Annotated in this window: 25 protein-coding genes, 1 tRNA gene and 1 other RNA gene; 15 read left to right on the top strand and 12 right to left on the bottom strand. The window is 53.9% G+C overall.

The features are described from left to right. The first annotated feature begins 188 nt into the window (after window positions 1-188). The 7 genes from VIN76_RS16210 to VIN76_RS16180 all read left to right on the top strand — a co-directional run bounded on the left by VIN76_RS16210 (window position 189) and on the right by VIN76_RS16180 (window position 6,114). Complete coding sequence (locus VIN76_RS16210) at window positions 189-1,124, top strand: TraB/GumN family protein (RefSeq protein WP_332042903.1); 936 nt, start codon at window positions 189-191, stop codon at window positions 1,122-1,124. A gap of 54 nt (window positions 1,125-1,178) precedes the next feature. Next, window positions 1,179-2,105 carry a TraB/GumN family protein gene (locus VIN76_RS16205; protein WP_332042902.1) on the top strand — a complete coding sequence of 309 codons (927 nt, stop codon included), beginning with the start codon at window positions 1,179-1,181 and terminating at the stop codon, window positions 2,103-2,105. 34 nt (window positions 2,106-2,139) lie between these two features. After that, entirely contained in the window at window positions 2,140-2,937 is a 798-nt protein-coding gene (locus VIN76_RS16200; protein ID WP_332042901.1) for a thioesterase family protein, read from the top strand. Window positions 2,938-3,074: 137 nt separating this feature from the next. After that, on the top strand, window positions 3,075-3,737 hold the full coding sequence (locus VIN76_RS16195; protein ID WP_332042900.1) for a 50S ribosomal protein L25/general stress protein Ctc: 663 nt from the start codon (window positions 3,075-3,077) through the stop codon (window positions 3,735-3,737). A gap of 104 nt (window positions 3,738-3,841) precedes the next feature. After that, window positions 3,842-4,411 (top strand): aminoacyl-tRNA hydrolase, encoded by a 570-nt coding sequence (pth, locus tag VIN76_RS16190; protein WP_332042899.1) that lies wholly within the window; start codon window positions 3,842-3,844, stop codon window positions 4,409-4,411. 121 nt (window positions 4,412-4,532) lie between these two features. Beyond that, window positions 4,533-5,633, top strand: coding sequence for a redox-regulated ATPase YchF (gene ychF, locus VIN76_RS16185; protein WP_332042898.1), 1,101 nt, complete (start codon window positions 4,533-4,535; stop codon window positions 5,631-5,633). A 34-nt stretch (window positions 5,634-5,667) separates the two neighbouring features. Next, complete coding sequence (locus VIN76_RS16180) at window positions 5,668-6,114, top strand: MaoC family dehydratase (RefSeq protein WP_332042897.1); 447 nt, start codon at window positions 5,668-5,670, stop codon at window positions 6,112-6,114. 28 nt (window positions 6,115-6,142) lie between these two features. On the opposite strand, the gene mutL is transcribed toward VIN76_RS16180, so the two are convergent. After that, window positions 6,143-7,957: a DNA mismatch repair endonuclease MutL gene (mutL, locus tag VIN76_RS16175; protein ID WP_332042896.1), complete on the bottom strand. Its 1,815-nt coding sequence runs from the start codon at window positions 7,955-7,957 to the stop codon at window positions 6,143-6,145. Window positions 7,958-8,131: 174 nt separating this feature from the next. On the opposite strand from mutL, the gene VIN76_RS16170 reads away from it, so the two are divergent. From VIN76_RS16170 to VIN76_RS16145, 6 genes are all read left to right on the top strand, one after another. Then, window positions 8,132-9,172 carry a rod shape-determining protein gene (locus tag VIN76_RS16170; RefSeq protein WP_332042895.1) on the top strand — a complete coding sequence of 347 codons (1,041 nt, stop codon included), beginning with the start codon at window positions 8,132-8,134 and terminating at the stop codon, window positions 9,170-9,172. Window positions 9,173-9,216: 44 nt separating this feature from the next. Further along, window positions 9,217-10,152: a rod shape-determining protein MreC gene (gene mreC, locus VIN76_RS16165; protein ID WP_332042894.1), complete on the top strand. Its 936-nt coding sequence runs from the start codon at window positions 9,217-9,219 to the stop codon at window positions 10,150-10,152. Next, complete coding sequence (mreD, locus tag VIN76_RS16160; RefSeq protein ID WP_332042893.1) at window positions 10,152-10,667, top strand: rod shape-determining protein MreD; 516 nt, start codon at window positions 10,152-10,154, stop codon at window positions 10,665-10,667. Before mreC ends, mreD begins: the two co-directional genes overlap by 1 nt. Next, window positions 10,664-12,640, top strand: coding sequence for a penicillin-binding protein 2 (gene mrdA / locus VIN76_RS16155; RefSeq protein ID WP_332042892.1), 1,977 nt, complete (start codon window positions 10,664-10,666; stop codon window positions 12,638-12,640). The genes mreD and mrdA overlap by 4 nt, the downstream gene beginning before the upstream one ends. Before the next feature lie 3 nt (window positions 12,641-12,643). Beyond that, window positions 12,644-13,756: a rod shape-determining protein RodA gene (rodA, locus tag VIN76_RS16150; RefSeq protein WP_332042891.1), complete on the top strand. Its 1,113-nt coding sequence runs from the start codon at window positions 12,644-12,646 to the stop codon at window positions 13,754-13,756. A 64-nt stretch (window positions 13,757-13,820) separates the two neighbouring features. After that, window positions 13,821-13,896: transfer RNA gene (locus VIN76_RS16145), tRNA-Lys, on the top strand. A gap of 193 nt (window positions 13,897-14,089) precedes the next feature. Here the strand turns inward: VIN76_RS16145 and VIN76_RS16140 are convergent. The 10 genes from VIN76_RS16140 to VIN76_RS16095 form a co-directional block, all read right to left on the bottom strand. Then, window positions 14,090-14,362 (bottom strand): HU family DNA-binding protein, encoded by a 273-nt coding sequence (locus VIN76_RS16140; protein WP_332042890.1) that lies wholly within the window; start codon window positions 14,360-14,362, stop codon window positions 14,090-14,092. A 240-nt stretch (window positions 14,363-14,602) separates the two neighbouring features. Continuing rightward, window positions 14,603-17,035, bottom strand: coding sequence for an endopeptidase La (gene lon, locus VIN76_RS16135; RefSeq protein WP_332042889.1), 2,433 nt, complete (start codon window positions 17,033-17,035; stop codon window positions 14,603-14,605). Window positions 17,036-17,163: 128 nt separating this feature from the next. Continuing rightward, window positions 17,164-17,499, bottom strand: a complete 336-nt coding sequence (locus VIN76_RS16130) for a YbaB/EbfC family nucleoid-associated protein (RefSeq protein ID WP_332042888.1) — start codon at window positions 17,497-17,499, stop codon at window positions 17,164-17,166. After that, on the bottom strand, window positions 17,496-19,313 hold the full coding sequence (locus tag VIN76_RS16125) for a DNA polymerase III subunit gamma/tau (protein ID WP_332042887.1): 1,818 nt from the start codon (window positions 19,311-19,313) through the stop codon (window positions 17,496-17,498). Before VIN76_RS16125 ends, VIN76_RS16130 begins: the two co-directional genes overlap by 4 nt. A 96-nt stretch (window positions 19,314-19,409) precedes the next feature. Continuing rightward, window positions 19,410-19,504, bottom strand: an RNA gene (gene ffs / locus VIN76_RS16120) — signal recognition particle sRNA small type. A 41-nt stretch (window positions 19,505-19,545) separates the two neighbouring features. Then, the gene (locus VIN76_RS16115; protein ID WP_332042886.1) at window positions 19,546-19,749 is read right to left on the bottom strand and encodes a dodecin family protein; all 204 of its coding nucleotides are present in this window, start codon (window positions 19,747-19,749) and stop codon (window positions 19,546-19,548) included. Window positions 19,750-19,851: 102 nt separating this feature from the next. Continuing rightward, window positions 19,852-20,760 (bottom strand): class A beta-lactamase, encoded by a 909-nt coding sequence (bla, locus tag VIN76_RS16110; RefSeq protein WP_332042885.1) that lies wholly within the window; start codon window positions 20,758-20,760, stop codon window positions 19,852-19,854. A 9-nt stretch (window positions 20,761-20,769) separates the two neighbouring features. Next, window positions 20,770-21,111 carry a 2Fe-2S iron-sulfur cluster-binding protein gene (locus VIN76_RS16105; RefSeq protein WP_332042884.1) on the bottom strand — a complete coding sequence of 114 codons (342 nt, stop codon included), beginning with the start codon at window positions 21,109-21,111 and terminating at the stop codon, window positions 20,770-20,772. Then, window positions 21,108-22,223: a cysteine desulfurase family protein gene (locus VIN76_RS16100; protein WP_332042883.1), complete on the bottom strand. Its 1,116-nt coding sequence runs from the start codon at window positions 22,221-22,223 to the stop codon at window positions 21,108-21,110. The genes VIN76_RS16105 and VIN76_RS16100 overlap by 4 nt, the downstream gene beginning before the upstream one ends. Window positions 22,224-22,227: 4 nt before the next feature. Next, a complete protein-coding gene (locus tag VIN76_RS16095; protein WP_332042882.1) occupies window positions 22,228-23,313 on the bottom strand; it encodes a cysteine desulfurase family protein in 1,086 nt (361 codons plus the stop codon). Window positions 23,314-23,445: 132 nt separating this feature from the next. On the opposite strand from VIN76_RS16095, the gene VIN76_RS16090 reads away from it, so the two are divergent. After that, window positions 23,446-24,102: an alpha/beta hydrolase gene (locus VIN76_RS16090; protein WP_332042881.1), complete on the top strand. Its 657-nt coding sequence runs from the start codon at window positions 23,446-23,448 to the stop codon at window positions 24,100-24,102. Between the two features lie 16 nt (window positions 24,103-24,118). Here the strand turns inward: VIN76_RS16090 and VIN76_RS16085 are convergent, their stop codons facing one another. Continuing rightward, entirely contained in the window at window positions 24,119-24,340 is a 222-nt protein-coding gene (locus VIN76_RS16085) for a hypothetical protein (protein WP_332042880.1), read from the bottom strand. Window positions 24,341-24,523: 183 nt separating this feature from the next. Between VIN76_RS16085 and VIN76_RS16080 the strand changes: the two genes are divergently transcribed. Further along, window positions 24,524-25,267, top strand: a complete 744-nt coding sequence (locus tag VIN76_RS16080; RefSeq protein WP_332042879.1) for a hypothetical protein — start codon at window positions 24,524-24,526, stop codon at window positions 25,265-25,267. Window positions 25,268-25,269 lie beyond the last annotated feature (2 nt).

Here is a 25,269-nt window from a genome sequence, read left to right as displayed (position 1 = left end):
GTCAAGCCGAGATTGGCGTTTTCCCGCTATTCTTTAGTCCTTTGTGTCTTTGGCAGCCGCATATTCAGCCGCTTTTTGACAAAATGAGAAACTACTGGGATTCCGTTTATAAATGTCGGATTAACCGGAGCGTTCTATCACACCCTCTATTGCCCTTTGGTCTTTCAATTGAAATGGAACATTTGCAGATGATGCGTCGCTGGTTTTCTTCACTGTTTTTCTTGCCTGTGCTTTTGGGCCTGGCCGCTTGTCAGGCTGAGCCGCCCCAATCTTCCGGTCAAAATGCGCCTCCTGTAACAGAAAGCCTGACGATCCCTGATGATCCCGATCCCGCGCTCTGGGTGGTCAAGGATGAAGATACGACAATTTACCTGTTCGGCACGATCCATATTCTCAAACCCGGCCTAAGCTGGTTTGATGAAGCCGTGAAAGATGCCTTTGACGAGTCGGAAGAGCTGGTTGTCGAAATGGTCCAGCCTGATCCCGCCACGATGGTCAAAATAGTCAACGACCTTGCAATCGACAAAACCGGTGTTTCCCTTCGTGACAAGCTGAGCGAAGAGGATCGGGCGGATTATGAAGCAGCGATGGCATCCCTGAATTTGCCGGTAGACCGTTTTGATCCGTTTGAACCATGGTTCGCCAGTATCAGCATGTCACTCATCCCGTTGATGGAAAGCGGTTACACCACCGGCAGCGGCGTGGAAGATGCCCTGACTTCCCGTGCCAAGGCACAGAATAAAAGGATTGTCGGGCTGGAAACGCCTGAGCAGCAGCTTGGCTTTTTTGATAAACTGCCAGAAGATGTCCAGATTCGCTTCCTTAATTTCAATGTCGATACCATCAGCGAAATGCCCGATGGCATGGAAAATATGATCGCGCATTGGTCCAACGCCAATATCGGCGCACTGGCCGAATTGATGAACGCGGGTCTGGAAGAAAAAATTGTCTATGAGACATTATTGTCCAACCGCAATGCCAATTGGGCCATATGGGTAGAGGAGCGGATGAAAGAGCCGGGAACCGTTTTCATGGCTGTGGGTGCGGGCCATCTGGCCGGTGATGACAGTTTGCAAGAGCAGCTTAAAAAACGGAACATCCTTGTAGAGCGGGTGAAATATTAGATCATTGTCACCTTGCCTCTTTCCATTTGGCCCCGCTATGACCAGATAAGAATTATGACATATATTCGTATATTACTTGGCATGATCGCGGCTGTCGCCTTGGGCACCGGTCTAAGTTCCTGCTCCAATGCAACTGAACCGGTGCAACTGGACACGGTTGCCAAAGGCAGCCCCGCATTATGGAAAGTCACTGGCACCAGGCCTGAACAAACCGGCACTGCCTATATGTTCGGGACAATCCACATCTTGCCAAAGGACGTAAACTGGCGAACACCCGTTCTGGAAAAAGCTATCAGCCAGTCCGACCGGCTCATCATCGAAGTCCTGGGACTTGAAGACACAGCCGGAACCGCCAAGATATTCACCAAACTCGCCATTTCTCCGGGCCAGCCAGAAATTGAAACACGGGTGAAACCGTCGCTGCGCGCTGATCTCAATACGGTAATCGACAAAAGCAAAATTCCCGCATTCGCTTTGAACCGCATGGAAAGCTGGGCCGCTGCATTGTCTTTGGCATCGGCACAGACCAACAATCTTGGGCTGGACGCCAATGAAGGAGTGGAGAAAAAACTGGTCGCGCAATTCGGCAAACTCAAAAAGCCGATAGACGGGCTTGAGACTATCGAGCAGCAGCTTGGCTATTTTGACACACTGCCCGAAACGCAGCAACGCGCCATGTTGACCAGCGTTGTCGAGGAAGCGGCTGAAGCGAAGACATCTTTTGAAGATCTTTTCAATGCCTGGATTACAGGAGATGGTGACGCCATTATCGAGATTTCCGACACAGGAATTTTGGAGGACCCCGCAACCCGTGAAAAGCTGCTCGTTTCACGTAATCGAGACTGGGCCGAACAACTGGATAGCAAACTGCAAACGCCCGGCACCTATTTTGTTGCTGTTGGAACCGCGCATCTGGTTGGCCCGGATGCTGTTCAGGCCATGCTAGAAAAGCGTGGCTATAAAATCGAAAGAGTCCAATAGCTTAATATGATGTTTTCAGGGTTGGGGTAAATCAATGACATTCTTGTTCGACCGCGAAACCGCGCTTGTCCCGCGCGGCGACGGTTCGCTTTATATCGAAGCCAGCAGCGTATATCGCAATCCGACCGGCGCTTGCTTTGGCGGCTGGGTGGCGGCGATTATGGCCAATGCCGTTCAGGGCCATGACGATTGCCAAAGTCCGATTGTTTCTGTGCAAACCACGTTTATCGCAGGCGTCACAGCGGGCGTGGTAGATGTTTCTGTGCGCTTGCTGAAATCCGGTGCCTCAACCCAGTTTTGGCGGGTGGAATTGTCACAGGCGGGGGATATTGTTGTTGTCTCGGATATCGTCACAAGCAACCGTCGGCCAACCGACCTGAATTACCAGCTATCCATGCCGGCAACCAAACCTGTATCCGAAGCTATCATTTTGCGGCCTGCCGACGGAAATGCGCCGCTTTGGATTGATTCCTATGAACAAAGGATTTTCAAAGGCGTTCCGTTCACTGTCAATGATACGCCCCAAAGCCTGATCTGGATAAAGGAAACGGATGGACGTCCGCTGGACCGGCTAAGCATCATATCCATATGTGATTCCCCGATGCCGCGATCCTTTTTCCTATGCGAGGAATTGCGGACGGGATCAACGGTCTCCATGAGCACTTATATCTATGCCAGTGAAGAGGAAATCGCCGCCGTGGGATCAGAGCATGTCCTGCTCCGCGCCGATGGTGCGTCCACACGCAATAGTGTAAACGATCAACGGGTTGAACTTTGGTCAAAGTCAGGGATATTGCTGGCGACCAGTAACCAGATTGGCTTTTTCCGCTAACGCCCGCTGGCCGGGGCTGCGGGCTGCAATTTGCCTTGCTTTTCCTTTGGTCCGTGCCTATAGCGCCGTCTTTCCGACCATGAGCACCCTGGAGGCGTGGCGGAAAATCGTAAAAACCTAATTTTTGGAGCAATATTATGAGTGATCAGCTGACAATATCAGCCGAGCCTCGCGAACGGGCTGGCAAGGGAGCCTCCCGTGCACTGCGTCGCGAAGGCCGTGTCCCCGCCGTGATTTATGGCGATAAGAAAGAAGCTTTGGCAATTCATGTGGAAGAGCGCGCGCTGAACAAGCTGCTCGGTACCGGCCACTTCATGAACTCGCTGGTCCTGGTCGATGTCAATGGTGAGAAAACACGGACATTGCCGAAAGATGTTGCTTTTGATCCGGTCACTGACCGCGCTTTGCATGTTGACTTTTTCCGCCTTTCCAAAGGCGCGAAGGTTCAGGTCAATGTTCCTGTTATCTTCGTTAACGAAGAAGCTTCACCTGGCCTGAAACGTGGCGGCGTGCTGAACGTTGTTCGCTTTGAACTGGACCTGATGTGTGTTGCGGACAAGATCCCCGATCAAATCGAGATCGATGTGACCGGCCTTGAAATTGGTGATTCAATCCACATTTCCAACGTCACTTTGCCAGAGGGCTCTGAAAGCTCGATCACCGACCGCGACTTTACCATTGCCGGTGTGACTGCGCCATCAGCGCTCAAATCTTCTGACGACGAAGCCGAACAGGCAGAGGCCGAAGAAGAAGCTGCGGCTGAAGAAGCTGAAGCTGAAGAAGGCGGTTCGGAAGAGTAATTCCTTAAGTCCCTCTGTCGTTAGAGAGACGCTTGGGGTAGGGCTGCCGGAGCCGGGGAATATTCTCCCGCTCCCCAGCCCTCCCCTGATGAGGAGAAAGATCAATGCAACTTTGGGTCGGCCTCGGCAATCCCGGCGCACAATATGCGCTGCACCGCCACAATGTCGGCTTCATGGCGCTCGACGCCCTGGAACAAGTGCATGGATTCCCACCCCCTAAACAGAAATTTCAGGGCTGGACTGTCGATGGGCAGCTCGGCTCCGAAAAACTGCTGCTTCTTAAGCCCGCAACTTTCATGAACGAAAGCGGGCGTAGCGTTGGCGAAGCCATGCGGTTTTACAAGCTGGCGCCGGAAGACGTAACGGTCTTCCATGACGAGCTTGATCTTGATCCTTTCAAGGTGAAGGTGAAAATTGGCGGCGGCCATGCCGGGCATAACGGGCTACGGTCTATCGATGCCCATATCGGCCCCGACTTTCGCCGCGTCCGGATTGGGATAGGTCATCCCGGTCACAAAAGCCGGGTCCACGGTCACGTGCTGGGCAATTTTACCAAGGCCGAAATTGATCCCCTGGCGCATATGCTGGGTGCGATTGCATCAGAAGCGGACTGGTTGGCCAAAGGCGATAATGCACGGTTTATGAGCGAATTTGCGCTTAGAATGCAGGAATAACCCCTTTTCCATATCGGAAGAGGGCCAGAGAGAGGGGCAGTCTCTCCAAACTTAATCAATCGGCCGGTGTCAGGACATCCCCCTCTCCCGGCCTCTCCCAGAAAGGGAGTGGGAAAAGCAAATGGGTTTCAAATGCGGTATCGTTGGCCTGCCCAACGTCGGAAAATCAACTTTGTTCAACGCACTGACCGAAACACAGGCAGCGCAGACGGCTAACTATCCGTTTTGCACGATTGAACCCAATGTCGGACAGGTCGCTGTTCCGGACCCACGCCTGAACCAGATTGCCAAAATATCTGGCAGCGCGAAAATCATTGAAACGCAGCTTGCCTTTGTTGACATTGCCGGCCTTGTCAAAGGCGCGTCGAAAGGTGAAGGGCTGGGCAACCAGTTCCTTGGCAACATCCGCGAAGTTGATGCGATTGTCCATGTTTTGCGCTGTTTTGAAGATGACGATATCCAGCATGTGTCCAACAAGGTCGATCCCATCTCGGATGCCGAGGTCGTCGAAACCGAATTGTTGCTGTCCGATCTGGAAAGCCTTGAAAAACGTGTCCCTGCTTTTGAAAAGAAAGCGACCAGCGGTGACAAGGAAGCCAAGATCGCGGCCAATGTGCTCGGCCAGACGCTGTCATTACTACGTGAAGGCAAGCCAGCGCGCCTTACGCAGCCAAATGACGACGAAGAACAGCGGATTTTTGACCAGTCACAATTGTTGACCGCCAAGCCGGTTCTGTATGTCTGTAACGTCAACGAGGCCGATGCCGCCACCGGCAATGATTTGACCGCCGCCGTTTTTGAGAAAGCAAAAGCCGAGGGCGCCGAAGCGGTGATAGTTTCTGCTGCGATAGAATCCGAACTGGTTGGAATGGAACCCGAAGAACGCCGCGAATTTCTGGCCGAACTTGGCCTTGAGGAATCCGGCCTTGCCCGCGTCATTCGCGCCGGATATCAGCTACTTGACCTGCAAACCTTTTTCACCTGCGGCCCGAAAGAAGCTCGCGCATGGACCGTGCACAAAGGGGCAAAGGCACCGCAGGCGGCTGGCGAAATCCACTCCGATTTCGAACGCGGCTTCATCCGCGCCGAAACCATTTCATTCGATGATTATGTCAGCCTGGGCGGTGAAAGTGCCGCGCGCGAAGCGGGTAAGCTGCGTCAGGAAGGTAAAGAATATGTCATGCAGGATGGCGATATCATGAACTTCAAATTCAACGTCTGATTTTACCAGATTTGAAGCTTAAGAAGGATTGCTCATGCTTTATTACGAGGATATTCAGCTCAATCAGCCCCAGAAATTCGGGCAATATGAAGTCACGCGCGAAGAAGTAATCGAATTCGCATCAAAATATGATCCTCAGCCTTTTCATCTGGACGATGAAGCAGCAGCCAAGACCCATTTTGGCCGCCTCGCCGCTAGTGGGTGGCATAGCGCCGCGATGATGATGCGGATGCTGGTCGATCACATGAAGACCCATAAACAAGCTGGCCTTGGTTCACCGGGCGCTGATAATATACGCTGGGTAAAGCCGGTTTATCCCGGTGACACATTGCGCTGCGAACAAGTCACTCTTGATAAACGCCTCTCCAAAAGCCGTCCGAACATGGGAATCATGAAAGGACGGGTAACGGTGTTCAACCAGAAGGACGAGATCGTCATGACGATGGAAAGCACCGGACTTATTCAAGCACGCGGAGACTGATTGAAACGGCGGCTGACAAACAGCCGCGTCACTTTCTGCCGAACAGTTTTTCAATATCGCCGTGCGCCAATTTTACCCAGGTCGGACGGCCATGATTGCACTGCCCTGAATGGGGAGTCACCTCCATTTCGCGCAGCAATGCATTCATTTCAGCAACATTGAGCACACGCCCTGCCCTGACCGAGCCGTGACACGCCATGGTCGAGGCAACATGATCGATCCGCTCTTTTAGCGACAGCGCTTCATCATATGCACCCAATTCATCCGCCAGATCGGTTACAAGTCCTTTGACATCACCCGAACCAAGCATGGCCGGCGTCGCACGCACCAAAACCGCCGATGGTCCGAACCGCTCTAGCTCCAGCCCGAATTCGGAAAGCTCGGCAATACGGGCCTCTAGCCGGTCGCAGGCATTTTCATCCATCTCGATAACTTCAGCCATCAACAAAGCCTGCGAAGCGACCTTGCCGCCATCCATCGCCTTACGCATGCGTTCCAGTACCAGACGTTCATGCGCGGCATGTTGATCCACAATCACCAGTCCGTCTTCGGCTTCCGCCACGATATAGGTTTTTGCCACCTGCCCCCGCGCGATACCAAGCGGATGTTTCAGCGCTTCGGGAACAGGCTCTGCTGCTTCCTCTGCCCGCCCCATGATAGGAGCCAGTCCTTCAGGTGGCATCCCGGCAAAAGCACTGACATTATCCTGCACCGCCGATGGATAAGGCTGCGACTGGAATGTCGCCCTGCCCCCGCCAATCGGTCCTTGCGCTGTAAAAATACTAGTTTGGGGATCGGGAGCCTGTGGTTCTCTTTGCCAGTTGGCCAAGGCGGACTCCGCAGGGCGCTGGACCGCGCGAAAGCCCCCTTCATCCAGCGCCCGGCGTAAACCGCTGACAATCATGCCCCGGATCATCGCGGGTTCACGGAAACGCACCTCGGTTTTGGCCGGATGCACGTTCACGTCAACCTGCTCCGGCGGCATATCGACAAACAGGGCCACAATCGGATGCCGGTCCCGCGCGAGCATTTCGGCATAGGCACCGCGAACCGCCCCGACCAGAAGCCGGTCCCTTACCGGGCGTCCATTAACGAACAGAAACTGGTGGTCCGCCACACCGCGATTATAGGTCGGCAGTCCCGCCACGCCTGACAGCCGGACATCCTCTCGCACCAAGTCAACCGCGACGCTGTTGCTGCGCAGTTCCTTGTTGGTGAGTGCGGCCACGCGGTCCGGCCCGCTGTCACCGGCCTGCACTGCTATTGCCTTGCGACCTTCGTGGGTCAGCGTGAAACCTATATCGGGCCGCGCCATGGCAAGCCGCCGGACAACATCGACACAGGCCGCATATTCGCTGCGCGGTGTGCGCAGAAATTTGCGCCGGGCGGGTACTTTGGCAAAAAGCTGTTCTACGCGCACTTTTGTTCCGGGAGGAATGGCGGCAGGGCCATCGCTTTCCACTGCGCCATGATCGACGATTCGCGCCCAGCCATCGGCGCCCTTTTCCCGGCTTTCGATAGTCAGCCTAGCAACACTGGCGATGGAGGGTAACGCTTCACCGCGAAAGCCCAGCGTTGCGACCATCTCGATCGCTTCATCGGGCAGTTTGGATGTCGCATGGCGTTCCAGCGCCAATGCAATGTCATCCCGCGCCATGCCGCAGCCATTATCACTGACCTCGATCAGGTCCAGACCGCCTTGTTCCAGACGGATATTGATGTGATTCGAACCCGCGTCGATCGCATTTTCAACCAGCTCTTTTAACGCACTGGCCGGGCGCTCCACCACTTCACCGGCTGCAATACGGTTGATGAGATTATTCGGAAGTCTTCTTATTGACATATTTGTATTCCTAGCCCAAGCGGACAGGCCAAGCGACCCTTGTTTATGACTAAGTTTTGCGGGGTGATTTGCACGGATGTTTAGAATGGTAAACTTCATCTACCATTCAACCAGAAAGTCGCTATGAATTAAGGGGACAACATTCGTTGTCGCTACAATTATACGGGTAAAAACATGGTATTTGGAAATCTGTTCAAGTTCAGGTCTCAGGACATGGCCATCGATCTGGGAACGGCCAACACAGTTGTGTATGTCCGCGGTCAGGGGATTGTCCTGAATGAACCATCGGTTGTTGCTATCGAAACAATTAACGGCGTCAAAAGAGTCAAGGCCGTTGGTAACGATGCCAAGATGATGATGGGCAAGACTCCCGATAGCATTGAAGCGATTCGCCCTCTGCGTGACGGTGTGATTGCCGATATTGATGTAGCCGAACAGATGATCAAGCATTTCATCCAAAAGGTGAACGGCAAGAACAAATGGTTCAGCTATCCCGAAATCGTGATCTGCGTGCCTAGCGGCTCCACCTCTGTCGAGCGCCGCGCAATCCGCGATGCCGCTTCAAATGCAGGGGCTAGCCAGGTTTTCCTGATCGAAGAGCCCATGGCCGCTGCCATCGGTGCCGATATGCCCGTGACAGAACCTATCGGTTCCATGGTTGTGGACGTAGGCGGCGGAACAACCGAAGTTGCCGTTCTATCCCTGCGCGGCCTTGCCTACACGACATCTGTTCGCACTGGCGGGGACAAGATGGACGAGGCGATTGTTTCCTATGTCCGTCGTCATCACAACCTGCTCATCGGTGAAACCACGGCAGAACGGATCAAGAAAGATTTCGGCGTCGCACAGGCACCTGCAGATGGCGTTGGCCACACGATCCACATCAAAGGCCGCGACCTTGTAAACGGTGTCCCCAAAGAGATTTCGATCAATCAGGGACAAATTGCAGAAGCGCTGAGCGAACCAATTGGCACTATTATCGAAGGCGTGCGGATCGCTCTGGAAAATACAGCTCCCGAACTGGCTGCCGACATCGTGGATCAGGGGATTGTTCTTACTGGCGGCGGTGCGTTAATTGCCGGTCTGGACGAAGCATTGAGTGACGAAACCGGATTGCCGGTTACAGTGGCCGAAGATCCACTTGCCTGTGTTGCGATCGGAACTGGCCGCGCTTTGGAAGACGAAATGTTCCGCGGCGTTCTGACCACAGCTTGATGGATCACCAGCCCGGAATGAGAAAAGCGGAGGGATAAGCACGGATGGCGCCGCCAAATAACCGGCGCCCAGGATTTTCCAAGCGGGCGCAATATAGTATATTCGCAAGCTATTTGCTGGGCATTTTGGGAGCCATAGTCGGGCTCCTCCTGCTGCTTATATCCATTTTCGATCCCCGGGGGTTTTCTGCCCTACGCACGATCGGAGCCGAAGCCACGGCTCCGATAAGCAAAACCCTTGTCGAAATTGGCAGCGTGACCGGCAACGCTGCGGAAAACGTCTCTGCCTATTTTAACGCAGCCTCCAAAAATGCCGCCATGAAGCGCGAGTTGGAGAAGAACCGCATAGAAATACTGGAAGCCCGCTCACTCAAACAGGAAAACGAGCGGTTAAAACGACTGCTTGGGCTGGAAAAAGAAGTCCCAGACGCGATTGGCATGGCACGCTTGATAAGCTCAACCTCGTCCAGTTCGCGGCGCATAGCCACTTTAGGGCTGGGATCAAGTGACGGGATATTGGTCGGCCAACCTGTGCGCGCTCCCGAAGGTCTGGTCGGCCGGGTTCTGGAAACTGGGCCGACAACTGCCCGGATATTGCTGGTTTCCGATAGCCAGAATGTCATACCGGTTAAAAGGGCAAATGACGGCTTGCCCGCGTTTGCTACCGGTCGCAGCGACGGTACTGTCGAAGTCAAACCTATCAATCTTGGTGACAATCCGTTCAAGGGCGGTGATTTGATGATAACATCGGGCAGCGGCGGCCTCTATGCGCCGGGCATCCCGGTTGCGGTCGTCATCCGCCAAAATGATACAGGCGCCATCGCGCGGATATTGGCAAATCCCGCAAAGGTCAGCCATGTCATCGTGCAACCCATGTTCCAGGCGGAAACGGTAGCAGCTGTCCAGGCGGAACAAGGTGTAGGCGTTGATGGCAACGGGACCGATAGTGAAGGAACCGAAGCTGCGGGTGGCGGCGAATAATGGCGAAACCCTATCGCTCCCGCATAAACCGGCAACCGTCCCAATTTCGCATCAAGTTCATCCCGTCCATCACAGTGATACTGGGGTCGATGATCACGGCCTTACCCGTCATCACGGACTATCCCATATTGCCGCCCATGGGGTTGCTGGTCTTGCTCTCGTGGCGGCTGATCCGGCCCGGTTACTGGTACGTATGGGCCGGATTCCCGCTTGGCCTGGTCGATGACATGTTCAGCGGGCAGCCTTTTGGCAGTTCCGCATTTTTATGGTCACTGGTTTTTATCATATTGGAAACGCTTGACCGGCGCGGCGTCGGCAGGGATTATTGGCAGGACTGGCTTATCGCATCTCTTTCGATTATTTTTGTGTTAGTATGCGGCATGCTCATCATTGATTTCCAGAGTAATTTCCTGCGGCTCGAAATATTGATACCGCAAATATTGCTATCTATTTTACTCTATCCTTTCGTGACCCGTTTGATAGGGGCCATTGATAACTGGCGGGTTGCGACATGACTATTAACGGCAGCGGAAAAACGATCAGCAGCGCTGTTCAATCGATGACATTTTCCCGCCGGGCCACCATTGTCGGCGGCTTGCAACTGGGCATCGGTGTGCTGCTCGCCGGGCGAATGGCTTATATTTCGGTAGCGGAAAATGAACGCTACCAGCTTTTGTCCGAAAGCAACCGCGTTAACCTGACGCTAGTGCCGCCGCGGCGGGGCTGGATGATTGACCGTAATGGCAAGCCGATTGCCAATAACAAGACCGATTTCAGGGTCGATCTTATTCCCGACATGATGAAGGACAAGCAAAAGACCGTAGCGACGCTGGCGGAGCTTTTGTCACTGGATCAGGAAACAATCGACCGGATTAACAAGGAACTGAAACAGGCAAGCAGCTTTCAACCGGTTCAGGTCGCCACCGGACTGGATTGGGAACGCTATGCCGCTGTCAGCGTGCGCCTGCCCGATATGCCCGGCGTATCGCCGCGCCAAGGTTTCTCCCGCTATTATCCAACCGGTGAAGCTGTTGGCCATCTGGTCGGATATGTCGGCATTGCCTCTGCTGAAGATTACAAGAAAAAGCCTGACCCTATATTGATCACGCCGGGGTACAAGATCGGCAAAGCCGGACTTGAAATGACATTTGAAGACCATTTGCAGGGGAAACCGGGCGCGAAACGGGTCGAAGTCACGGCGCGCGGAAAAATCGTCCGGGAACTGGACACCCGGCCAGATACGCCGGGCAAAACCCTTCAATTAACCCTCGACATAGACTTGCAGGAATATGCCGCGCGCCGCCTTGGCCCGGAATCGGGCTCTGTAGTGGTGATAGATTGTGAGACCGGCGACATATTGACCATGACGTCAATGCCCTCTTTCAACCCCAACAGCTTTTCCGATGGTATCGGACAAACCGAATATGGCATGTTGCGGGACGACGACCACGTGCCTTTGCGCGACAAATCGCTGAAAGGGCTGTTCCCGCCCGGTTCGACCGTCAAACCCATGGTGGGCCTGGCCTTTCTGGAAGCGGGCCTCAGCCCCGACGATACGGTCAATTGCAATGGTGGTCTGCGCGTTGGCAACAGGGTGTTCCGCTGCTGGAACCGGCGCGGACACGGGCGCGTGGATATGGCCAAGGGCATCTATCAAAGCTGCGACGTCTATTTCTATTATTTCGCTCAGAAAATCGGGATGAACCCCATCGCGTTAATGGCCAACCGTCTGGGCATGGGACAGGAGTTCCCGCTACCCGTCCCCAGCCAGTTTTACGGGACTGTCCCTGACCCAGAGTGGAAGATGAAGAAATTCAACAAATCCTGGCAGGCTTATGACACCGTCAACGCCACTATCGGCCAAGGATATATGCTTGCCAATCCGCTACAGCTCGCCGTCATGTCGGCGCGTATAGCGACGGGTAAAAAGCTGATGCCGAACCTTATACTCGGCGGGAAACGCAAGCCTATCGAAACGCTGAACATCGATCCCCAGCATATAGCCTTTATACATGAGGCGATGAGCCAGGTCGTAAATGGCGCTGGCACGGCTGGGCGCGCCCGGTTGCCCCTTCCGGATGTCAAAATGGCGGGTAAGACGGGGACGGCACAGGTCGTCAATCTTGACTATGGCCGGGGCGGTATGGGTGTGCAGTGGAAGTTCCGCGATCACGGCCTCTTCATCAGTTTCGCACCAGTGGAAAATCCGCGCTATGCTTGCGCTGTGGTGGTTGAACATGGCGGCGGCTCTGGTTCCGCCTACCCGGTTGCTCGTGACGTCATGACGTTTCTTTATGATAAGGAAAAGGCCATGGATGTGTTGCTCGACCTTGAAAAGGGCTGGGGCGGCACGATTAGTGAGCGTATGGACAGAAAGCTGGCTGCTTATCGTGCGAACCTGAAAGCCGAGAAAACCGGGAACAAGGAACAATCCGAAACAGCCGATACCGGAACTGATACGGAGACAACGGGTGAAGTGGGGCAGTAAGCGTTGAACGATTTTGTCCCCGCTCCCATCGCGCAACTGCCGTGGAAAACAATATTGCTGTTACTGGCCATGGCAAGCTTCGGTTTTATCGTGCTCTATTCTTCGGCTGGCGGAAGCCTGACCCCATGGGCTGGACTGCATATGTTGCGGTTTTTGGTCTTCCTGCTGATGGCGATTGTCCTTTCCCGTTTCAAAGAGCAATTCTGGAAGGCGATTTCCTTTCCGGTCTTTATTGTCGTGGTCATCATGCTGATGGGCGTCGAATTGATCGGCGCAGTGGGCGGCGGTAGCCAACGATGGCTAAACCTTGGCTTCATCCGGATTCAGCCTTCCGAATTGATGAAACCGGCAATCATTCTTGCCGTCGCGCGTTTCTATGACATTCTGCCCGCAAACCAGATTAACAGCTGGAGCGCGATATGGCCGTTCCTGGTGCTGCTCGCCGTACCTTGCGGACTGATCCTGATACAGCCGGACCTCGGCACTACAATCACCGTTCTCGCCGGCGGACTGACCGTAGCCTTTCTGGCTGGCCTTCCCATGCGGCTATTCATGGGCGGTGCGGCGGCCATTATCGTGATAGCTCCTCTCGCCTTTTTCTTTGGGCTGGAAGAATATCAGCAACGCCGCGTGACGACTTTCCTTAACCCCGAAAATGACCCGCTTGGCGCGGGCTACCATATCAGCCAGTCCAAAATCGCAATCGGCTCCGGCGGTATTTTTGGTAAAGGCTTTCTCAATGGCACGCAAAGCCATCTGGATTACCTGCCCGAAGGACATACCGACTTTGTGTTTGCAACCATGGCAGAGGAATGGGGCCTGATGGGCGGGGCTGTGGTTCTGCTTGGTTTCTTCTTGCTGTTCCGCTGGGGCCTAGGCGTTTCTTTCAGGGCCAAAACACGTTACTCCCAGCTTGTCGCGGCAGGTCTTACGACAACGATCTTCTTCTATGTAGCGATCAATCTGATGATGGTGATGGGCCTCGCCCCGGTGGTCGGTATCCCACTGCCCTTTCTGAGCCACGGCGGATCATCCATGATGACCATCATGATCTGTATCGGAATATTAATGTCCATCGACCGGCATCCGGGAAGACGGCCCGGAACATTCGGGTAATCAAAACAGAAAATCGCATTCCCGCTTGACGCGGCGAAGCTACTCTTTATAGCGCCAGAGAAGTGGACGCTTAGCTCAGTTGGTAGAGCAGCTGACTCTTAATCAGCGGGTCACAGGTTCGATCCCTGTAGCGTCTACCATAATCCCCATATACTGATGATTGGATCGCTATTTCGCGACCCCCTGACGCGTGCGCGCGTTAATATCCCGCAACTTTTCGCTTTGTGAATATTGAGCCAATGAAAAAGGCGGGCCCCATTGGAACCCGCCTGCTTTTTCAAACAAAGAACGGAAAAAGAAGGACGCTTAAAGCGCCCCTCCCGTATTTAGTTATTAATTAACGGCGTCTTTCAAGCCCTTGCCGGCTTTGAATTTTGCTTGTGTAGATGCAGGAATCTGCATTGGCTCACCCGTGCGTGGGTTACGGCCGGTAGAAGCTTTACGCTTTGAAGTCGAGAATGTGCCGAAACCGACGAGGCGGACTTCGTTGCCACTCTTCAGTGAACTTGTGATGGAATCAAAAACTGCGTCAACGGCTTTGCCGGCATCGCTTTTGCTAAGACCACTTTGGTCTGCAACGCTACTGATAAGATCCTGTTTATTCATATTGGGAATCCCCCCTTCTCTAGAAAGCAAAAATTGATTGGATCACGTCTTTGTCCGAAGGCAGTAACTACAAGATTGGCCCTTGAGTCAAAGGAAAATAGCCATTTTTGGTCCAAAGATGCAATATTCATGGTAAATTGTTAGTTTTCAACCGATTTTGGCCTATTTCGGCCCGGATTTTCGGTAAATCGTCACTGGTCATAAAAATGACATTCAGTGACGACTCACGCTTAACCGCCATTAATGCCGTGCTGTGAATCCCGTTTCCTCGGGCAGAGGAGCCGTAGCATGGCTGGCCAATTCATCTGCATCGCTCCACTCGATTGGCTCGACCTTTTCGGTCAGTGCCTCGGCAAGAACTTCGTCCACATGGGCGACCGGAATGATCTTTAGAGATGACGTAATATTCTTTGGTATCTCGACCAGATCCTTCTCATTCTCCGCCGGGATCAGCACGGTGGTGATCCCGCCGCGCAAAGCCGCCAGCAATTTTTCCTTCAGGCCGCCAATCGGCAAAACACGGCCGCGCAAAGTTACTTCGCCGGTCATGGCAACATCCCTGCGGACGGCTATACCCGTTAAAGTGGAGACAATCGCGGTTACTACACCGACACCCGCGGACGGGCCATCTTTCGGTACAGCGCCTTCTGGCAAGTGGATATGAATATCCTTACGCCTGAAAACACTGGGTTTAATGCCATAAGAGGGCGCGCGTGCCTTTACGAAGGAAAGTGCGGTCTGAACGGATTCAGTCATCACTTCGCCCAGCTTACCCGTTGTTTTGATCTGTCCTTTACCCGAAACCGTCACGGATTCGATGGTCAGCAGTTCACCGCCAACTTCCGTCCATGCCAGACCGGTGACAGCGCCCACCTGGTTTTCTTCCTCGCCAACACCGTGCCGGTATTTACGGACACCGGCATATTCGGGAAGGTTATCGGGTGTGATTTCGACGCTCTTATACTCGCCTTCCAATATCCGGCGCAGCGCTTTACGGGCCAGTTTGGCAATCTCGCGCTCCAATGTCCGCACACCGGCTTCGCGCGTATAATAGCGGATCAGGTCGCGCAGCGCATCGTCACGGAGAGTAAATTCGCCTTTTTTCAGGCCATGCGCGTCAATCTGCTTTTCGAGCAGGTGACGTTTGGCGATCTCGACCTTTTCGTCTTCCGTATAACCTTCAAGCCGGATGATTTCCATCCGGTCAAGCAAAGGCTGCGGCAGATTGAGCGAGTTTGCGGTAGTGACAAACATCACGTCCGAAAGATCGATATCGATCTCCAGATAATGATCCTGAAACTTGTCATTCTGTTCCGGGTCGAGCACTTCGAGCAAGGCCGAAGCGGGATCGCCGCGGAAATCCTGACCCAGCTTGTCAATCTCGTCCAGCAGGAATAGCGGATTGGATGTGCCTGCTTTTTTCAGGTTCGACACGATTTTACCGGGCAGCGATCCAATATAGGTCCGCCGGTGCCCGCGAATTTCGGCTTCATCCCGCACGCCGCCAAGTGACTGGCGCACAAATTCGCGGCCCGTGGCACGCGCAATAGAACGGCCAAGAGACGTTTTACCGACACCGGGAGGGCCAACAAGACAAAGGATCGGACCTTTCAGCTTGTTCGTACGTGTTTGCACAGCCAGATATTCGATGATCCGTTCTTTCACTTTTTCAAGCGCGAAATGGTCATCATCCAGAACCTTCTCGGCCTGTTTGATATCTTTCTTCAGCCGGGACTTTTTACCCCAGGGCAGACCAAGCAGAACGTCCAGATAATTGCGGACAACCGTGGCTTCCGCCGACATCGGCTGCATGCCTTTCAGCTTTTTATATTCCGCCGTGGCCTTGGCCCTGGCTTCTTTGGAGAGCTTTGTCTCCTCGATCTTCTTGCCTAGCAGCGACAGTTCGTCGCCCTCGCCGTCTTCGCCGTCGCCAAGTTCGCGCTGGATCGCTTTCATCTGTTCATTCAGATAATATTCGCGCTGGGTTTTCTCCATCTGGCGCTTCACACGGCCACGGATTTTCTTTTCCACCTGAAGAACGCCAAGCTCGCCTTCCATGAAGGCAAAGGCCATTTCCAGACGTTTGACCGGATCGCCTTCGACCAACAGGCTTTGCTTGTCAGACACTTTGATATTGATATTAGCCGCAACCGCGTCGGCCAGACGGGACGCTTCATCAATCTCGCCAAGCTGAACCACCGTTTCGGCAGGCATTTTCTTGTTAAGTTTTGAGTAATTTTCAAACTGCTCGACGACTGAGCGCATCAGGGCTGTAACTTCATGCCCTTCTGCTGTCTGTTCCTCGATCAGTTCCACATTAGCCAGAACATAGCCTTCGCTTTGATCTTCCAATGAGACATGCTCTGCGCGTTGTTTACCTTCGACAAGCACGCGAACCGTGCCGTCGGGCAATTTCAAAAGTTGCAGCACGGTCGCTACTACGCCCAGATCATAAAGCTGGTCACGAGCCGGATCATCTTCGGCCGGATCAAGCTGTGAAACGAGGAAAATTTCCTTGTCACCGTCCATCGCCTGTTCCAGCGCGACAACAGATTTATCGCGCCCGACAAACAGCGGAACGATCATATTAGGAAACACCACAATATCGCGCAGCGGCAATAACGGCAGTGCCTTAGCTTCAGGATTAGTAGGTGTGGATTCAGACTGAGACATGGATACTCCAAACTATGCGTTCACCGGAACGCTTCGCAATCTATATGGTGCGTGCGCAGATGACTTCAACCATTATGAAATCACCTTCAATCACTTAGTTAATATCTACAGCACACCTGCCAATATCGCTAAAATGGCAACTTGAATCCGGCAGGCAGACCCATGCCGCTGGACATTTTGCTCATTTCTTCGTTGCTAACAGCATCCGCCCGGTCACGTGCATCATTAAATGCCGCTGCGACCAGATCTTCCAAAATGCCTTTTTCTTCGGCCTTCATCAGGCTGTCATCAATGCTAACGCCCAAAATGCGGCCCTTGGCCGTTGCCTTGACGGATACCAGTCCGCCGCCGGACTTGCCCTCCACCTCGATGCTTTCAAGCCGCGACTGGGCTTCTTCCATCTGGGCTTGAACCGTTTGCGCAGCTTCCTGCGCCGCTTTGATCATTTCTTCCATAGATTTCATGCTTGTGAGCTCCTTGCTTCAGGAATGACATTATCTGTGTCATCCTCTAATAATTCCGCGTCGGGAAAGGCTTCAAATGCCGCTTTCACCATCGGCGATTCCAAAATGGCCTGTGTGGCGGCCTCCTGGTCCAACTGTATCTGCTCGGCAATGCTGGGCTTCGCCTCGCCCTTCCCTTCCTTGATGGTCCAGACCGCGCCGGTGGCGTCTTTCAACACATCAGTAATTTTCTTGATATCCGATGCGGCAATCGGCCGCGCGGATTGATATTCGATCACCGGAGCGGAGAAACTGACGATACGCATATCGGCCACCAATATGCTTTCCAATATAGGTGACGCTTTGCCGACAATATTGATTACTGCCTGAAAATCCTTCGGCAGAGCATTTGTTGAGCTTTCTACTGGCGCTGCCGGTGTCGTGGCCGGTGCAGCTTGTGCTGCATCAGGGGCCTGCGGTTCATTTGCAGGGCTATCCACCACAGACAAAGGCGCCGTTTCAGAAGCCGGAGCCGTTATGGGCGGCGGAGCAGACAAGGAAGGCGAGGAAGCGGCCGAACCTTGCTGCAGCATTTTTACCAGCTCACCCGGATCCGGCATTTCGGCGGCACAGACGATACGCAGCAACGCCATGTCACAGGCTTCTCTTGGCCGGTGGGCCTGCTGCACTTCTTCATATCCTTTCAGAAGAAGCTGCCATAAGCGATGGAGAACAGGGTAAGATAGTTTTTCGGCCCAAGCGCTCAACAACGATTTGGCCTCGTCCGATAATGTCGGATCACTGGCCCGCCCCACCTTGCACAAAGTCACCTGATGACAGAGCGACAATAGCCCGTTCATCAGCGACAAAGGCTCAACCCCGATACGATATTGTTCGTCAATCGCATCAAGCAGCGCTGCGGACTCCGCCTCCAGCAGCAACCCGAACAGACGGCGCACCGCACCGCGGTCGGACAGGCCCAGCATTTCGCGGATTTGCGCCGCCTTAATAACGCTATGGCCATTTCCGGCATCATGTCCGGCGCCATCGGCATCGGCCATGTCCGCATGCGCAATCGCCTGGTCGAGGATGGAAAGTCCGTCGCGGACTGATCCTTCCGCCGCCTGAGCGATTAAATCCAGCGCTTCCTGCTCTGCCTGAACGCCCTCTTGCTCAACGACATAGGCGAAATGTGCCGAAAGCTGCTCCGCCTTGATCCGTTTGAGGTCAAACCGCTGGCAACGGGAAAGCACCGTGATCGGCACTTTGTTCACTTCCGTTGTCGCAAAGATGAACTTCACATGGGCTGGCGGCTCCTCCAGCGTCTTCAAAAGCGCATTAAATGCGTTTTTGGACAGCATGTGAACTTCGTCGATGATATAAATCTTGTAACGCGCAGAGACAGAGGAATAGCGCACGGCTTCGATAATTTCACGAACATCGTCAACCCCGGTATGGCTCGCCGCGTCCATCTCAATAACGTCGATAAAACTACCCTCGGCAATCGAGCGGCATGGCTCGCATTTGCCGCAGGGGTCGATTGTCGGACCGCCCTGCCCGTCTTCGCCAATGCAATTGAGCGCCTTGGCAATCAGGCGCGCAGTCGATGTCTTGCCGACTCCGCGCACACCGGTCATCAAAAAGGCATGCGCCAACCGGTCGCGTTTAATCGCGTTGGCCAGCGTCTGGACCATGGCATCCTGCCCGATCAGTTCCGCAAAGCTGGAAGGCCGGTATTTACGCGCCAGAACGCGGTACGGCTGCGCTGCAGCGGGAACCGGATCAACCGGCGCTTCTACACCGCTGGCTGCAAATATATCGGGTGAATCGGACATGCGGGTAAGTTTAGGGCCTCGCCGCCTGCTTGTCGAAGACTAAACAGCGATTGGGCCTAAAAGGTAGAATGGGACAAACAGCCTGCATGGATATTGTAAGTAGGAGCCGGGTGACCCGCAGAAAAATCGTTACGGCTGCTTCCTTCCGGACCTGACCGGGTTGGCGAACACTACGTCCACCCGACTCCCGCTGCGCATATGGCGCCAGCGGGAGCGGATTGCAAGAGGTGGATCAATCGTTCAGAACAAACGTGATCGCCAGCGTTAGACGCCATTCCTCAATTTTATTATTTTTAATTGTCGCCTTGGTGTCTTTTACCCAGACGCCGGATATACCTTCGATAGTTTTGGATGCACGCTCTATTCCGCTCTTCACTGCATCTTCCATACTTACCGTTGATGATGAAATAACTTCCGTAACCTTTGCAATTGACATGCTAATTCTCCTGGATTGAAGGAATTTGCCCCAATAGGCGTTCCCCATTGAGCTAATCATATAACATGTGATCTGGGTTATCGTTCCAAATGGTTTCGGCAATCAGCCTGACTGGTTACTCTGGATTAATCCTGCGGCCGTTCTGGCAACGTCCGCTATCGCCGCATCAACCTTTTGCGCTGAAGCCTTGGGACGGTCGGTATAGACCGCCAATATGACGGGCTTCTTTTCCGTCGGTTCGGATGAAGGCCAGATGATTGCGACGTCATTGAACGCAATCCCGCCTGGTGCCGTTCCGGTCTTGTCTCCAACCGGCCAGCCCTTGGGCAAGCCGGCACGAATACGGGAGGCTCCCGTCTCGCTCTCCTTCAGCCATGTTTGCAAGGTGCGTTTGCCCTCATCAACCGATGCGCCTTCGATAGCCAGCGTTTGCAGCAATCTGGCCATAGCGACCGGCGTGGTTGTATCGCGCGGATCACCGGGTGCGTTTTCGTTCAGTTCCGGCTCCATGCGGTCAAGGCGCGTTACAGAATCGCCGTGTTCACGCACAAATCTGGTAAATCCTGCCGGGCCGCCAATGGCTTTCAACACAAGATTGGCAGCGGCATTGTCGCTCAAAGTAATCGCTGCCCGCGCCAGTTCATACAGCGTGACCGGCTGACCATCTTTCATCCTTTGTTCAACAAACGGCATATATGGCACCGCATCCTCCGACTTGACCGCAAACCTGGCATGCATATCAACCGTGCCTGATTCATGGGCCGCGAACAATGCCGACGCGAGCGGCGCTTTGAATGTCGAGCACATGGCAAAACGCTCTGCGGCGCGATGCGACGTTATCAGATTGCCTTCCCCGTTGACCAAAGCCACGCCAAGACGCCCGCCAATGCGTCTTTCTATCGCTTCAAACTCGGGATTGCTCATAATGCTCGCTTGTCTTCGTCCCGCCATGCAGCCACTGGCCAGCAGCAATGTAGATGAAAGCAGCAAAGTCCTACGATCCAGCATCATTATCCTCCCTTATATCCCTTGCATATTGTGGCTTTCGGATGGGATACGCACTGTCAGGCCATCCAGTTCCGGTGTCAATATGATCTGGCAGGCCAAACGGCTCGTCCTCCGCGCCCCGGCGGCAAGGTCGAGCATATCCTCTTCCATCTCGGTTGCCTGGGGCAGTTTTTCAAAATCCTCGGCCGAGACAATCACATGACAGGTGGAGCAGGCCATCTGCCCTTCGCAAGTGCCTTCAAGAGGCTGGTCATTAATCTGGGCAATGGTCAGAAGATCATCACCTTCGGATGCCGTTGCTGTGACAACATGCTTGCCATCGGCACTGATAAAATTCACTTTAATGTCACTCATACAAGCTGCGCCTCAACCGCTTCGTTTATAAATTTTGATGCCATTTCAATATCTTTCAGGTCATTGTAGCGACCAAATCCCAAGCGGATAGAGGATTTGATTTGCGCGGGTTCCAGACCCAATGCCGCCAAGACATGGCTTGGTCTGCCCGAACCGCTGGCACAGGCCGATCCCGCAGAAAATGCGACGCTACGCACATCAGACATTAAGCGTGCAACATCAATGCCTTCCCTGCGGATATTCAGATTCCCTACATACCGATGGCTGGTTGATCCGTTGACAGTCCAGTCCGCAAAACAGTCCATCGCTTTGTCCGCCAGCGCACCGATATGCGCCGCATCGCTGTCCCAGCGGTCCTGACAAAGTGCAGCGGCCCGCCCGAAGCCGGCGCATAGGGCCGGGGATAATGTGCCGGAGCGTATGCCGCGCTCCTGACCGCCGCCATGGATCAGCGGCGGCAAAGCAATTCCGTCACGCACCCACAGCGCCCCTATCCCCTTGGGGCCATAGATTTTGTGCGCGGAAATAGCGGCCATATCGATATGTTCCGGTATCGCGACACGGCCATAGCCCTGTACAACATCGCACAGCATCAATGCGCCTTTCCGGTGAGCCAATTCGGTGATGGCCTCGACAGGCTGAATGACGCCAATCTCGTTATTGACCAGCATGGCCGCCACAATCGCGGTTTTATCATCTATCGCCGCGCTTAACTGGTCCAGCGACACTATGCCGTCAGAACCAACCGGATGCATCTCAACGGTAAAACCCCGCTTAGTGTAAGACAGCGCCGTATCGCGGACCGCCGCATGCTCGCTTTCCAGTACGATGATTTTGTTCCGCCCTGCTGCCTGCCCGGCATAGGAAGCGCCAAATCCAAGGTTAATCGCCTCTGTCGCACTTCCGGTGAACAACAGGTCTCCGCCTTTTGGCAAAAGTTCACCCACCTGTTCCCTTGCCACTTCCACAGCCGCAGCGGCTTTGCGCCCCAGTATATGGGCGCTGTGCGGATTACCGAAATTGTCACGAAGCCATGGGACCATGACGTCAAATACTTCAGGGGCCAGCGGAGTTGTCGCCTGGTTATCCAGATAAATCGGGTCTTTTGCCACAGGATTAAGCCCCTCTTGCCGCGCTATAGATGGATTTCCACTGCTCGATAAAGTCATAAATATCCGAACGGCTCGTGTCGCGGCCTATGCTCACGCGGATGACCTCTCGTGCGCTTTTCTCATCAATGCCCATCGCGCCCAGAACATGGCTTGGCTTTAAAGTGCCGGATGAACAGGCGCTGCCTGCGGAAACGGAAAAACCGGCCATATCAAACTTGATGAGCTGTGTATTCGCGGCGACTCCGGGCATATGGTAGCTGCCAATCGTCGCAATGCGCGGCGCGTTTTCCGCGATAATTTCTCCGCCCTCGGCCTTTATGGCATTGTCCAGTTGCGCGCGCAGTTCCTCCGCCCGCTCCATCCAGTTGGCCGGAGCCTCAAGCGCGGCAACCATCGCTATGATATAGGGCAGGTTCTGCGTACCGGAGCGGTAACCCTGTTCCTGACCGCCTGTGGCATGAAGCACTTGCAAGTCCTTGACCAGCAACGCCCCGACGCCTGGCGGGCCACCAAATTTATGCGCCCCAATGGCAATCAAATCCGCATCGGGCAGCGGCATTTTCCCCGCAGATTGGGCGCAATCCGCAAATAGCACCGCTCCTTGATCCCGCGTCACTTTGATAATCGCTTCCATATCCTGCATGACGCCGGTTTCGTTATTGACCGACTGCACGGCGACCAATGCTTGCCCTTCGCCGTTTTTCAGCATGTCATCCAATTGCACAGGCGACACCATGCCGTTCGCATCAACCGGAAGGATGGTGGCTCCTTGGGAAAAGCGCAAAACAACATCATGCTCGACCGGGGAAACCAGTTGCCTCACCAGCTTTGTCTGTTTGAGCGCGAGTCTAATGGCTTCGCTCGCCCCGCTGGTAAAAATGACCTCTCCGTCCCAGTCGAGCGCGGATTTCAGCCTCTGGCGTGCCTTTTCAAGCATCGCCCCGGCGGCGCGGCCATCCGCATGGGGAGAAGACGGGTTCGCCCATTGATCCAAGCCCTGCAAACAGGCTTCGCGGGCGACATCCAGCATCGGCACAGTCGCAGCATAGTCCAGATAGATACGTTTCTTTTGCGACATAAATGCTGTCATATCCCTTCTTGATTGCCGGATTGAGTTGCGAAATATCGAACTGACCCTATATAGACGCTTCAATCAGCGTAAAAGCTAAACCGCCTTTTACTGCCATTCAAATGATAATCTTGACGATAGAGTATAAAAGCCATGCCTGACGTAATTTTTGCCGGACCCGAAGGAAGACTAGAGGGCCGATTCAGCCCCGGACCACGCGAACGCGCGCCGGTCGCAATGATCCTTCACCCGCACCCGCAAGCAGGCGGAACAATGAATGACCGCATAACACAGGCCATGTACAAGACCTTTGTGCGCCGCGGCTTTGCGACATTGCGCTTTAATTTCCGGAGCGTTGGCCGCTCACAGGGTGTTTTTGACAATGGCATTGGCGAGCTTTCCGACGCCGCTTCCGCGCTGGATTGGGTGCAGAGCATCCATCCGGAAGCACAGACGACATGGATCGCCGGCTACAGCTTTGGTGCATGGATTGGCATGCAGCTATTGATGCGCCGCCCGGAAGTGCGCGGATTCATCTCCGTCTCTCCGCCTGCAAACATGTATGACTTTAACTTCCTTGCCCCCTGCCCATCGTCCGGGATTATCATTCAGGGCGTTAATGATGAAGTCGTGACGCCAAGCGCTGTCCAGAAACTTGTCGATAAATTGCGGACGCAAAAACATATCACCATCCATCATGATGAAATCCCTCGCGCAAATCATTTCTATGAAAATGAAATGGATCTGCTGATGGCGTCCGTGGACAATTATCTCGATATGCGTCTGGCACCCGATTCGCCGATTAAATAGGCTTATCTAGCCTCAACTATCCCTCAGCGCCTGTAATCTCGTTATTGCTCGAATTGGTCGTAGCATCGGGTGCAGGCGCGGGAACCGTCCAGATTGCGACATTCAGAAACATGACCATAGATGCTACCAGCATCAATATGCCCTGTTTCCTGTTTTTGCGGGTGAATAACAAATAAACCCCGCCAATTAACAGGCCCGCACCGGCCAGCATCATTACAGATAACACCCAATCAGCCAACGGCCAGCTCCTTCATAGCAATAGTGCGTCGATAGCACCCCAATTTCATTTCATCATCCCTATTCATCCTTAATTGTCCATTAGGGATGAATATCGACATGCCCGATGATTGTGCTATGGACAAGAAAAGTGCAGAACATAGAAAGAACATGTCTTCACATCCAAATCAGGTAAGGACCGAAGGTGCAAAGCGATCTACCATTATTGATCTTGGCTGATATCCCGCAGGATTTTGCCCTGAAGGATCTGACCCTTTCCGATCAGGCTTCCACCGACATTTATTTTGCTCCGTCGCAATATGAGAATCTGGACAGATTAAGGGCGGTGACTAGCGGCATGGCTTTTGATTTGGTCCATTATAGCGCGGATGAAATCACTCAAAGCCTTGCTGATACAGATTTACAGCATATTTTTTGCGAAACGCCCGAAAAGCAATTATCCGGTATCGGCATTGCACTGACCGAGCATATATCGGCGGCAAAATCCGACGGGACGATTAACCGCGCCTTGCTCGACCTGGCGCGTCACATCGGACATTCGATCAAGGCGAGCAGCATCATCTGGCGTCCCGCGCAGCTTCACATCGGGTTTGATTATTTTATCGGGGCCATCGACCATTATATTGCGGGCGGTCCGTTTCCGGTGCTGGTGCAAGTCGCGATTACGCAATTGCCCGACGGGAAGATGCAGACATCCGGCCTATCCTATTTCGCCGGTCAGGAAATCCGCATCAGCGCCCCGTCCGATTATGCGCCGAACGAGGTGGTCAAACGACTGGTCCGCATCATCCATGACATTGCCACAAACGGAAAAGTCGAAGAGGAAGCGGTCATTGACGGCTTTAATGCGGGGGAAAGGCTTTCCATCACCCCCGTCGAAAATGGCCAATCGGTTGAAATCGCAATTACCGCGAACGGGCCGCGGTAATT

The organism is Parasphingorhabdus sp. (assembly GCF_036568145.1).
Taxonomy (GTDB): Bacteria; Pseudomonadota; Alphaproteobacteria; order Sphingomonadales; family Sphingomonadaceae; genus Parasphingorhabdus.
This window is presented reverse-complemented; position numbering and strand designations above follow the sequence as displayed.